Origin of the sequence: Rhodococcus sp. KBW08 (assembly GCF_003852455.1) — a bacterium.
GTDB classification, from domain to species: Bacteria; Actinomycetota; Actinomycetes; order Mycobacteriales; family Mycobacteriaceae; genus Rhodococcus_F; species Rhodococcus_F baikonurensis.
Window position 1 is genome coordinate 1 of the sequence record NZ_QAJJ01000005.1, and the last position, 11615, is coordinate 11615.

Sequence of the window (11615 nt, forward strand, 5' to 3'; positions counted from 1 at the left end):
GGCAACCGCACACGCCGCGATCCCTACCGCGGCCCTCGATCGACGATGGGATACGCCGTTTTGCGATTCGATCGAAATGAACTGCTCCTCCACGTGACACAGCAACCAGAGCGGTAGCCGACAACTAACTGAATTAGTTACCGGACGGTACCAATCGTCCTGTTTGCCCGCCAGCGCGCCATCTCCCCCATCCTGGATTTAGGGTGAACTTCCGGTAACAGATACATATCGACATGGCTCAGAGCAGGGAATGGGACTTAGGTCCCAATGTGGCGAACGACACCAAACTTGGACCATCCGCCCATTGGTGACAGTCGAGCAAATGTGCAAACAAGGCACGATCCGGAGCATTTCAGCAGATTGAATGCACCGCGGTCTCTGGCGATATGGCCACGCAAACTTATTGAACGGTCAACAGTTAATTGGTGGCGCGCAGCTCATTCGGACACCAAGCGCAAGGAGGCCGCGTAAACCACGAGCCCATCTAGCCAAGGAGGGAATCGAATTGACCACCAGCCGCACGATGCGATCACCTGGAACTCTCGTCGCCGAGCGCCGCAATGGCTGATCGTTCACCACAGCACAACGAGAACCGGCAGATTGCCGCAACATCGGACGTAGCACCGAAGTGGCGAAGCCATTGCTTCACCCGGCGACCCCAGGGCGGCAAAGATTGCTACACATCCGACTCCTCGACGCTCCTGCGCTTCGTAGGGCACGAAAAAACCCAGCCCACGCTTTCGCGCGGGCTGGGTTTGAACAACGAACATTTGGCGGAAGCGGAGGGATTTGAACCCCCGGTGGGTTTAACGCCACGCTCGCTTTCAAGAAGTGAGCGGATATAAACACAAAATCCAGCCAGAATTTCTCCTGGTCAGCCAGTTTGCCTTCGATTGGTCGGCCCGCCCCTACTCACGACTCCCCCGCGATGTGTCATATCTGTGTCATATCGGGCCTTTCCTTTGACCCGTTGTAATACTCGGCAGCGGGTCGGTCAACCACCGCGAGGGCCTCGGCACCAACAAGCTCAACTGAAGACCCCAGCCTGATTTGACCTACCCCTAACTCACCGGTGGATCCCGGCGCCGAGACCTCTCTCGATACCGCCCCGAGAGCCACAGCCTGAGACCAAGCTCGCAGTCCAACAGCAAGTCGAGGCCGCACGGACCCCGGCGACGAATCGGGCAGTGATCAGTCACGTTCGCTTCGCAGCCACCAGCCGCTCGCCCCGTCCACAGCGCGCTGGATCACACAGCTCGGGAGATCACTACCCGTGCGATCTCGTCGACCACCTCGGTGGGGGGCTGGTGCTCCCAGAATCTCAGCACCGCCCAACCACCCTCGCGCAACATCTCGCTCACACGCCGATCGCGCTCGATGTTCCCCTCGATCTTGGATGACCAGTAGTCACTGTTCGCCGCGGGTGCCCGGTGATGCGCCGCGCACCCGTGCCAATAGCACCCATCTATAAACACTGCCACCCTGGCGCGCGTGAATACGATGTCCGCCCGATTACGCAGATGACTGCGCTCCGGCGCGTAGTCCACGCGGTACCGGAGGCCCCGCGCGTGCAGCAGCTTCCTGATGGCGATCTCGGGAGCCGTGTCGCGCCGCCGGTTCGATCGCATCGACTTGCGGACCGCCGGCGTCGACGCCCAGCTCTTGATTTCCCCGCTCATTCCGCCGCGCGCCGGCTTCGCTTGTAGTCCCGCGACCTCTTGTTATGCGATTCTCTACACAGGTCACAGCGACACCCGGTGTCGTAGGAGAGTCCTGATCCGTGTGTTCCAAGAACCCGGCCGGTTGAGCGGTTTCTCGCGATGTATTCCTGATGGTGCTCGCGATTGGCTACGCGGCACCGATCACACCTGCACCGATAGTTGCTGTACCCGTTGATCGTCCCGTGCCGGGGGTCCGCGGGGTCGGTGAGCGCCACGTCATGATGGTATCTGCTGGCCGCACCGTGATGAATGCAACGCGTCAGCCGGATGTGGGTGTGCTCATGCAACGCGGCCGTCTAGTGTAATCCCATGTCTGTGATTCAGCTCCGGTCGCGCCCGCAGGTCCTCGAGTTCTTCGCAGGCGTCGGACTCGCCCGGATGGGCCTTGACCTCGCCGGGTTTGAGACAGCCTGGGCCAACGATATCTCCCCGGATAAGGCGGCGATGTACCGCGAGCAGTTCGGCGACGATGTGATGGTCGTAGGCGATGTAAACGACGTCGACGCCGCAGATCTCCCGGCAGGCACCGACCTCGCGTGGGCGTCGTCCCCCTGCACAGACCTCTCGCTGGCGGGCAACCGAACCGGGCTCGCAGGCACGGAATCCTCGGCGTTCTATGCATTCACCGGCATCCTGCGTGCGCTAGCGGAGGACGACCGACCCAAGGCTCTGGTGCTGGAGAACGTCATCGGCCTGTCCACCTCGCACGGCGGAGACGACCTCACCGCGGCGATCAAGGAGTTCAACGAACTCGGCTACTCGGTGGACATCCTCGCCATCGACGCCCGCCGGTTCGTGCCCCAGTCACGCCCCCGGATGTTTCTGGTCGGCTCCCGCGAGGCCGTTGAGACGACTGAGATGGAGCACCCCCTGCGGCCAGCATGGACCGAGCCGTTCTTCGGCGACCCCACCCTCATTACGCACCGCGCGCCCCTGCCAACTCCACCCGCACACGTCACTGATGGACTCGGCGATACGCTCGAACGCTTGGACAACGATGACCCGCGCTGGTGGGACGAGGACCGGGTGGCTGCTTTCATCGATTCGATGTCGGAGGTGCAGAGGAGCCGGCTGGACCAATTGCGTAAGCAGCAGCGGCGCTATCAGTGGCGCACCGCGTATCGGCGCACCCGCGGCGGAGTCCCGGTCTGGGAGATGCGCCCCGACGCCGTCTCCGGCTGCCTGAGGACCCCACGCGGTGGATCGTCCAAGCAGGCCGTCGTCCGGATGGGTTACGGCAAGCTCAGCATTCGGTGGATGACCGGTGCTGAGTACGCCTCGCTCATGGGAGCCGCTGAATACAAGATCGACGGGTTCCGCGACAGTCAGGTGCAGTTTGCCTTCGGCGACGCAGTGGCCGTGCCCGCGGTCGGATGGCTCGCGGAGAACTACTTGCTCCCGTTGGTCAACGGCAAGCTCGCACCAATCGCCGCCGACACCATCCCAGAGGTGGGGTGACATGTCGAGTCAAAGCCGAGCCTCGACCAGTCGTGTTGACGCGCGACCCGCGAGAGGCGAGATGCCCGCGCCCATCGTTCAGGAGTTCCGACGCCTGCTCAAGCAGGCCTTAGACAAAACCGACGATCAGGGTCGAGCTTGGTCCAATGCAAAGTGGGGCGTCTATGCGTTCTACGACTATGACGGCGAGCCGATCTATGTCGGTCAGACGAACGAACGGTTGAGGACCCGCGTGCGGCGTCACCTCACCAATCAGCGCACCGATGCCGTGGCCATGCGCATCCTCGACGTCTTCGAGGTGGCAGAGATGGAGCTCTGGCCCTTGTGGGACATGGAGCAAGCCGGGGCCGGCGATATCTCCGCTAAGGCGCGCCTCAACGCGACTGAGTACAGCGCCTATCTCCAGGCGATTGAGCGCAGCAAGTTCAAGGCGATACTCAATGAGAAGATCCCGCCGCTGTCCCAGCCGATCGACCTGCCGCCGTCGAGACGATTCCAGCTCGTCTCCGACGAGACGCGCGCTGAGCGTGGTCACCCCGATGTGCGGATAGCCCGGCGCGCAGAGACCATCTCGCGGCTCGCCGCCGTCGCCCACGAACGAGGAGAGGTCTCAGACGGTCTGCGCCGCGTGCTCGTGATCCAAGCCGTGCGACTCGCCTTCATCTCTGCGATGCGGCTGGCATCTGTCGAAGGACGCCCTGAGCCCGACCCGGCGGCAATCTCCGTCGAGGGTCTTGTCGGCAGCGTCCTGTATGAGCACTCCGACAGTGATGACAATGACGACTAGCGCCGCCTCGGAACAGGTGTGGCAAAAAATTGAGCCCGCGGTCAACGACTGGTACGAGTCGAAGCGAAGCTCGATCGGCGTTGTGAACAAGAATGTGATGAACGCAGGGCTGATAATCGCGGACCACATGGTTCACGGGGTTCCGATGAACCCGGCGAACTACCTGGGCCTATCGCAGGTCAAAGGACTGAGCGGAACGCGAATCCGCAAAATCCTGGCCCTCCATGGCGAGATGCGGGAATTCACGAAAGAAGGCGGGCGGACCTCTCGCGCCACCAAGGAATTGGCTGGCGAGCTGGCCGACGTGATCTCCGAGTCAGCCCCGTCTGCGGGCTATGGCTCGTTGTCGTTCGACGAGCAGACTGAGGTTCGGATGGCGCTGCAGGTGTGGTTCGTTGGAAAAGTTCAGAGCGACCATTTCGCGAAAGAGCGGCTGAGTGCAGTGATTAACCCCGAGTTTCCTGTTCGGGCGGCAATTGCAGCTCTACTTAATGCGGCGCGTGCCCAAGGCGGTAACTCCGCCGGCGCGGTCGCCCAACATCTGGTGGGGGCCAAGCTGAAGCTCCGTTTTCCAAAAGAGAAGATCAGTAACCACAGCTACACCACTGCCGACGACCAGACTGCCCGGCCCGGCGACTTCTCAGTGGGGGACACAGCGATCCACGTGACCATGGCACCGTCGGAGGCGCTCTTTCAGAAGTGCCAGAAGAATCTTCACGACGGATTCAGGCCGCTTGTCCTAGTTCCAGAGAATCGCGTCGACGCTGGCCGCCAGATCGCTGAGACGACTGGCGTTGGGGAGCGTGTATCGGTCCAGGCCATCGAGGACTACGTCGGAAACAACATCGAAGAGGTCGGTGGACTCAGCGCCCAGGGCATCCGCGCCGGATTAAAAGCGTTGTTGGAGACCTACAACGACCGCGTCTGCGCTGTCGAGTCCGATCCCGCCCTACAGATCAGCATTCCCAGCAACCTCTGATCATTCCCAGCAACCTCTGATTCAGAGTGCAGTGGGCCGCCCCAGATGCCAGCGCGCTCCGTAACCAATGCAGTGCCCGCCGGTTGGAACGAGAATTTTCGGCCGAATATGCACTGCCATTGTTGTCTACACAAGATGGCATTCTTCAAGCATGACAGGCGCTTCACGATCAACGGATTCGAGCGCGAGCAGATCTGGACCGCCATACGCTACGGCCACGATTGGAACGGATGAACCTTCCTGTCGGCACTCGCGAGGTACTGGAATCGGTGATCGCCGCAGTCGAGGCGGAGACCCTTCACTTCATCGAGACCGATCAAGTGGTATTGGCCGCGTGCGAGTCACGTGTGCCTGCGCCGAATCTCCCCATGAGTCTCGGCCACGACTGCGTTCGTAGTGTCGTCGTCCGCCAAGCGTGACCGGCGATCCTCCGAGCTCAGGTACTCGTCGAATTCCAATTCAGCTTTCGCTACGACCTCGGCGGTCTCTCCCCCGGAATCGCACGCCGCCTCGCACCAATCGGTCAGTAGCTCGGACTCCCGCTCGACTACCCGCGTGCGCACCCTGAGATCGTGCAGCGGCGGTGCGTGCCGGGTGAAGTGATGAACCGCGCGCTGCTGCAGGAGTAATCGCCCGTCCTTAGCCAGTGACATAACACGTTCCGCCCGGTTCAACATCGTGCCCGGAACCGTCCCGATAATCTGGAACTCACCGACATGCACACCAGACCCCTCTCCGAACAACTCAGGGAGCGGAATCTCGGAAAAGGTGTCGGCGAACCGCTCGTATGGCCGCTGCTTTTTAGTCTTCAGCGATACCCGGAATACAGTTACCTGGTCCGCCAACACGGCTCCCTTGCGCATCACACATGGATGCATGAAGATCATCGCCAGGGCACCATCGGCCTCGGGCACCTCGACTCCCGGAACCGCCACGCCCCGGAATACGTCACCCTGCTGAACGGGCACGAAGATCGGAGGCGCGTCCTCTGAACCGGGCTCGCCACGGTACGCGTAGAACTTTTCCATCCCCGGGAACGGGTCGAGAGGGTCCACGCTCACCGCGTCATCTGGCGAGGGCGCATAGAGAGCTCGCCATCAGCAGCCTCGAAGACCTCGTACTCGCTCCTCCACCTGTCGCGCCACCCTTCAGCGACGATGTCGAGTACGTCCTCAGCGGTCGTCCCGACATTTCCGGCTGCGAGGTCGAGAAGACGCTCGGCGTTGTCAGGCGAGTACACATCGGCCGGCGTCACGTTGTAGCCGTCGACCAACGCCATCGACATCCACCGAGCCGGCGAACCGACCTGTTCTGCCAACAGCGCGTAGAACGCGGTCAGCTGGGCTAGCTTGCGATGGTTCTCCGGGGTGGTGCCGCTGGTACTCTTCCTCCACTTCCGCAGCGCTGGGACGCTGATGGCGAGAGCGGATGCGATGTCAGACCAGGTGACGCCGTGAACTTCTGACAGTTCGGTGAGCATATCGGCCACAGCTCTCGTCAAATTGCGATCTGCGAGCTCTGACAACCGCTGAGCGTAAAGCGCACGGTGATCCCTTGCGTGCTTGCGCGCGGCTCCTGTCGAATGCTGCCGCCGCTCGCGCCAACTCGCCTCGATCAGCTCGGGGCTCGTCTGCGTCTCACGCCACTGCTCCGGGCTTTCACTTGCCAGTTCGCTTAGCATCGCCCACCGGTGCCCGGCGACTGTCAGCGATGTTTCGATGCTCGACATCGACATCGATATCGAGGCGCGCAGAACGGCGATCGATTGCTCGTAGGAGGCGAGCGAAGCCCGGAACGACTCCACCGAAGTCTGGACGGCGGCCGCGAGCTCTTGGGTCGGAACTGCTTTCGTCTCAGTCACTTTGAATCACCTCTGAACATTGAACGTGCTTTGCTGGTGAGTGATGCCTGGAAGACCTCGCTGACCGGCGCGTGTAATTCCTTGAAGCGCCAGACCATCTCCGTCGGGGCTGTCGCAGACGGAGTCTCCGGCACCCAGAAAGCGTCTGCGTCCAGGACGAAGAACCTGCCGGGTTCGGGGGGCTTGCGAACCTTGGACGGTGCAACCACCGAGTGCCCGATTACCTCGCCCCATTGAAAAGTCATGATTGTACGTTCGGCGACCTCGTAGACAGTCACTCCGCGCAGCGTCTCCGGCGATCTGCCGGGCAGCAGTGCGGCTGCAGACACAAGCGGCGGTGCGATCCAGGCTTCCCAGTCTCGGGTGGAGGTTATGTCAGTCGGCCGGACCTCGTCTACATACCGGAGGCCAGCGCGCTCCACATAGACGCGACCGATGGCTTTCTCGACCGCCCCGAAACAAACTTTCAGTAACTCCGAGAACGCCCAGAAGTGCTCATACTCGGTGGCATCGACGGTAACCGCCTGTGAATTAACGACCACAGTGATTGACCGTCGCTCGTTGGTTGCTCGAAGTTGACGCGTAACCTCCCCGTTCTCCTGCGTGATCGATTCGACGTCTAGCACGGGGAAGGAGCTTCGGAGCTCTTCCGCGACGACGTCCCGAATCTCAGGGATGTTGAGCCTCGGTTCATGCGCGTAGCCGAGCTGGGCGGTGACGAGGACCAAAGGCGCCTTCGCGTAGACCTCGTTCTCAGGGGGCATCCGCAACTCCTCTCCTAAATCCAGACTACGTGGGGTGTAACCAAAACTGTAACCGTGGATACCGACAATCTAGCCATCGAAGAGAAACTGCGTGGCCGCATGCTGGTCGCGGCTGCGTCCCGAAGGTTTCCCTGTTCGAAGTGACTGGTTCGCAATGAGCCTGAACCGATGGCGTGTCCCGACGTCCGACTGCGTGATTCCATGCGTTCACTCGGCAGGACGACTGGAATCGAGCTAGCACTTGCCCGGCACCTTCGGACGAGCAAATCCCACCGTTCAAACCGCGAAAGGTTGAGGGTGCGGGCATTTGTCGAGCGCTATTCTCAAGTCCACGGCGGCGAGGAACTCACGCATCAGTGCACCACGATCGCGAAGCTCGAACTACGAGTCTCGGCCTTCGGGCCGACAACGTAAATACCGGGATTGATTTCTCCCCCTGACGCTGAGGTAATAGGCCAAACGGCCACCGCCAATGCACCCAATGGCGTCACACCAGGGTCACGCTACGGCCGATCAGACTGGCGAGGGCTGTGGGGGATACTCCAGGCATCGCAACCACCACACCATAATTCGATGTAAGGGGAGACTCGCCGGTGACACACAGGCATCTACGGCAAGTGATCGACGTGGCAGAGACAGCTGCGGCCCGGCTTGAGATCCCGACGACAATGGTCACGCTGCATCGCGACCTACAGCACGCAAAGATGCCCGACGGCAGGTCTCTCCGTGGGCCACGACAGCACTCGCTGAGGTGGGGCGCCTTCTTACTCGTTTACGGACAAATCGAGGGCTTCTTCGGCGAGGTTCTCGGATACCGTGACGAGAAAAACCGGACATTGCCCCTTAACCCAGACAAGATCCGCGACGTCGCAATGAAGGAGCACGCTGTGGATCTGTTCAGTCAAAACTGGGGGCTGCGCACACGGACACTTCGGGGGAAGAGAGGTAACAGGTCGGACTGGGAGACCTACATCGGCACGCGACGGATAGGTGACTACCTCAGCGACATGAAGTCACTCAGAAACCTGCTTACCCACGGGGGTGACCCCAGCATGGCGACGAACGGCTCCGGCGCATTCTGGCTGCTGCAGAAGAAGCGGAACGCACAGGAAGGCGACGACGACGAAAATAGGCGGGTCTCAATGAGACTGATGGGCGTGGAGGGGTTTATCCAGGCTTCCACCGATCTGATGGCTCAGACGATACTTGCCTACGGTGGTTCCCTCGAAGATGTGCCCGATTGGCCAGAGCCCGAGCGGTCGAAGCCGTCAACCGAGGAGAAACCAAACCTTCCACTGATCCCGTAGATGCAAGTCAGCCATCCAGTGAACGCCGCCGCGAGATCGACTCAAAAACTGTTGCCACACTTGCAGTCGAGCCGGTGGCGGCGATTTCGTTGGCGAACTGCAATGTGGAGTAAGTTTCAGATCCGCGTATCCCAAACTGGACCTGTCAGGCCTACTGGCTTAGGCACCGCACATCGACGTGGCGCACTCACTGTCATCCTGGGTACGCCGCGCAGTGACAGATCGAAGCTGCCATCCACCGCGTCATGTCAGGCATCTCACGCCAACTGGACGTTCCCACTGATGACTTGGACCTGAACCGTCGCCCGGATCCTGGCGAACGCCTCCGCCCCGCTGTTCAACAAACGGTCGTTGGCTGAACAGGTGAAACATTGCTCAAATCGAGCCCGAATTCCCTTAACTGATGTTCATAAACTCGTTCAAATATTCATATCATGGGCCCCAAAGATGAACACCTTTTCTGAACGGAGGCACCCGTGGCGCTCGTCGGACTGGTGCGTGTGAGCACCGACAAACAGGAGACGCAGCGCCAGCGCGACGCACTCGACCCAATATGCGTCAAAGTGTTTGAGGAGAAAGTCTCGGGCACACTCAGCCTCGATCAACGCCCAGGGTTGCAGGCCGCCCTCCACTACTTACGTCCCGACGATCTGCTCACCGTCCAGGAGGTCGACCGTCTCGGTCGCAATCTCTTTGAAGGGCTGCTGGTCTTGACCGACCTGTTCGGGCGGGGAGTCGGCGTCAAGGTGCTCGAGGGCATCGCAGTAGGCGAGCACACTGAGCGGTCACTGATCCTCGACCTCGCGCTCGCTTTGGCCGAGGACCGGCGCCGCGACATCGCGCGCAAGACCCGCAACGGTCTCGCTGCCGCCCGCAAGCGCGGCAGCGTCGGCGGTCGTCCCACTGTCATCGACGACGACAAACGCGCGGCGATTCTGGCTCGCCGCGATCGCGACGAGTCGATTCGCACCATCGCAGCCGGCGTGCGGGTCTCGGTCGGTACGGTCCATCGGGTTCTTTCCGTCAATCCCACTGATGTCAACGGAGCGCCCCCAGGGAGTGACACTGATTACGCAGAGGAGAATCGCTCTGACGAACTCGACACCACGCGGATCGTCACGCGCGACTGAGGTGCGAATCAACGCCGCTCGAACGAAGAAGTTGATCATCGACAAGAAGTCGAGGAGAACATCTAGCCCGAGATCGAGAAACCCGCAGCACTCTGGACCACCAGTGCACGACGGCCAACCGCCAGCTGACTCTTCCTGCAGCTCCAGGACCTTCAGCCTCAATCCGCCAACGCGCCGGTCTTCGAGGCACAGAACACTAAAGGCCCAACGGATTTAGGCATCATGCACAGAGAGAACCCTGCATCTGATCAGTGCATGGCTCTTTTCCGGTTCGATGCAGTGTCGGACGACAGAAGGTGAGAAGTCGCTGACGGATCAGTCGCTGCGTTGGTGTGCGGTCAGCCGTAGTCGTATCGCTGATCGAAGGCCGGCGATGTTGGCGGCGGATCCCCGGAGGATCATCGGCGCGAGCGTGACCCACGGAGACGGTCGTACAGGCTCCTCTCAAGCAAACTCACGAATTGCTTGCGGCCCCAACATAGGTCGCGCGACGAGATCGTCATGAACCGGCGGCCTCGATCGCCTGTTCTTGGTCCCCGATTTGTGGCCGAGAGCTGTTCCTCTGCTTGTTGGTCGAGCAGCGACACCAACGGGTCCAACCGGCCGGCACCTCGGCCGAGGAAGCAGGACTGATAGAACTCGATCCCGACCTCGCGCAAGAGGACACCCCTCACCTAATGTCGTTCTTTACGAGGCCTTCTCGTGAAACCTGCCAGTGGGGCGGATCGGCAATACCCTCCAAAAGAACATGAAGCACCTCACGAAGCTCCGCTGCTAGTTCGCCCGTGCTGCTGGGGCGGGTCACCCACCGGAACAGTGCACCCAAGTAGAGGTCACGAAGCATGGCGCCGACAAGTTTCGTATTCGTTGCCGGAATGAACTCGCCGCGATCGACTCCTCGCTGAAGGGTCTCGGTGAAGACTTCGGCTGTATAGGGAAGATCATTGAGCGGGCTTCCGGTTTTGACCCATGCGGGCAGCATGAATTCGGTTACCTTGCGCTGGGATTCGGTCTGTTCGGCGATGCTGGCCATATATAGCTGGAGCAAGGTGCGTGCGGAGGCGTCCTCAAGCCCCTGAGACTGTCGCATCCGTTCAAGGACACGGGTGCGCCAGTCATGCACCCAAGCTGCGATCAGGTCTTCTTTGCGCTGGAAATAGTTGAAGAACGTACCGCGCGACACATCAGCATGGTTGGCGATGTCGTCGACGCTCGTGGCTTCGTATCCTCCGGCGGCGAACAGCTCAATCGCAGAGTCGTAAATGCGTTCCCGGACACGTTGCTTGTTTCGCTCGCGTCGTCCATTTCCAGAGCTGGCTGGTGTCCTGGTGTTGTCCACCGCTGCTCCCTTCTAAATCACGTCGACGCGTTGCACGTGACTGACGGTCGTTCCCACCTTGCATTGGTTTCGCTGCGGCAGGGCGGCAACTCTACCGTAGCGAAGAAGTTGTACTTGCGATCATTTTTACACTGCCATACATTAATGAAGTACAGTACAAATTGGAGCTTTCGAACGACCTTTCACGCAAGTGGCAATCCGAAGCCTTGCGCTTCTCGGCAGAGGCATGCATGCCCTGCCGGTATCGAACGCGTGATCGGCGGCACAGT

At 60.8% G+C, this 11615-nt stretch carries 10 protein-coding genes; 5 read left to right on the forward strand and 5 right to left on the reverse strand.

Annotation, left to right across the window (positions count from 1 at the left end; all coding sequences use genetic code 11):
* Window positions 1-1247 precede the first annotated feature (1247 nt).
* The gene (locus DBV08_RS05590; protein WP_124566786.1) at window positions 1248-1679 is read right to left on the reverse strand and encodes a very short patch repair endonuclease; all 432 of its coding nucleotides are present in this window, start codon (window positions 1677-1679) and stop codon (window positions 1248-1250) included.
* A 351-nt stretch (window positions 1680-2030) separates the two neighbouring features.
* Between DBV08_RS05590 and DBV08_RS05595 the strand changes: the two genes are divergently transcribed.
* From DBV08_RS05595 to DBV08_RS05605, 3 genes are all read left to right on the forward strand, one after another.
* Window positions 2031-3179: a DNA cytosine methyltransferase gene (locus DBV08_RS05595; protein WP_124566787.1), complete on the forward strand. Its 1149-nt coding sequence runs from the start codon at window positions 2031-2033 to the stop codon at window positions 3177-3179.
* Window positions 3180-3240: 61 nt separating this feature from the next.
* Window positions 3241-3966, forward strand: coding sequence for a GIY-YIG nuclease family protein (locus DBV08_RS05600; RefSeq protein WP_124566788.1), 726 nt, complete (start codon window positions 3241-3243; stop codon window positions 3964-3966).
* Window positions 3956-4945: a DUF4928 family protein gene (locus DBV08_RS05605; RefSeq protein WP_185564466.1), complete on the forward strand. Its 990-nt coding sequence runs from the start codon at window positions 3956-3958 to the stop codon at window positions 4943-4945. The genes DBV08_RS05600 and DBV08_RS05605 overlap by 11 nt, the downstream gene beginning before the upstream one ends.
* A gap of 341 nt (window positions 4946-5286) precedes the next feature.
* Here DBV08_RS05605 and DBV08_RS05610 read toward each other — a convergent pair whose 3' ends face one another.
* From DBV08_RS05610 to DBV08_RS05620, 3 genes are all read right to left on the reverse strand, one after another.
* Window positions 5287-5859 (reverse strand): hypothetical protein, encoded by a 573-nt coding sequence (locus DBV08_RS05610; RefSeq protein WP_124566790.1) that lies wholly within the window; start codon window positions 5857-5859, stop codon window positions 5287-5289.
* Window positions 5860-6002: 143 nt separating this feature from the next.
* On the reverse strand, window positions 6003-6806 hold the full coding sequence (locus tag DBV08_RS05615) for a hypothetical protein (protein ID WP_124566791.1): 804 nt from the start codon (window positions 6804-6806) through the stop codon (window positions 6003-6005).
* Window positions 6803-7570 carry a TIGR04255 family protein gene (locus DBV08_RS05620; protein ID WP_124566792.1) on the reverse strand — a complete coding sequence of 256 codons (768 nt, stop codon included), beginning with the start codon at window positions 7568-7570 and terminating at the stop codon, window positions 6803-6805. Before DBV08_RS05620 ends, DBV08_RS05615 begins: the two co-directional genes overlap by 4 nt.
* Before the next feature lie 617 nt (window positions 7571-8187).
* Here DBV08_RS05620 and DBV08_RS05625 point away from each other — a divergent pair.
* The gene (locus DBV08_RS05625) at window positions 8188-8877 is read left to right on the forward strand and encodes a hypothetical protein (RefSeq protein WP_124566793.1); all 690 of its coding nucleotides are present in this window, start codon (window positions 8188-8190) and stop codon (window positions 8875-8877) included.
* Between the two features lie 476 nt (window positions 8878-9353).
* Window positions 9354-10007 carry a recombinase family protein gene (locus tag DBV08_RS05630; protein WP_124566794.1) on the forward strand — a complete coding sequence of 218 codons (654 nt, stop codon included), beginning with the start codon at window positions 9354-9356 and terminating at the stop codon, window positions 10005-10007.
* Window positions 10008-10677: 670 nt separating this feature from the next.
* On the opposite strand, the gene DBV08_RS05635 is transcribed toward DBV08_RS05630, so the two are convergent.
* Window positions 10678-11346: a TetR/AcrR family transcriptional regulator gene (locus tag DBV08_RS05635; protein ID WP_124566795.1), complete on the reverse strand. Its 669-nt coding sequence runs from the start codon at window positions 11344-11346 to the stop codon at window positions 10678-10680.
* Window positions 11347-11615 lie beyond the last annotated feature (269 nt).

Excerpts from the sequence above, each read along its gene's own strand:
- DBV08_RS05590 (WP_124566786.1), bottom strand. The coding sequence starts at position 1,679 with ATGAGCGGGGAAATCAAGAGCTGGGCGTCGACGCCGGCGGTCCGCAAG.
- DBV08_RS05595 (WP_124566787.1), top strand. The coding sequence starts at position 2,031 with ATGTCTGTGATTCAGCTCCGGTCGCGCCCGCAGGTCCTCGAGTTCTTC.
- DBV08_RS05600 (WP_124566788.1), top strand. The coding sequence starts at position 3,241 with ATGCCCGCGCCCATCGTTCAGGAGTTCCGACGCCTGCTCAAGCAGGCC.
- DBV08_RS05605 (WP_185564466.1), top strand. The coding sequence starts at position 3,956 with ATGACGACTAGCGCCGCCTCGGAACAGGTGTGGCAAAAAATTGAGCCC.
- DBV08_RS05620 (WP_124566792.1), bottom strand. The coding sequence starts at position 7,570 with ATGCCCCCTGAGAACGAGGTCTACGCGAAGGCGCCTTTGGTCCTCGTC.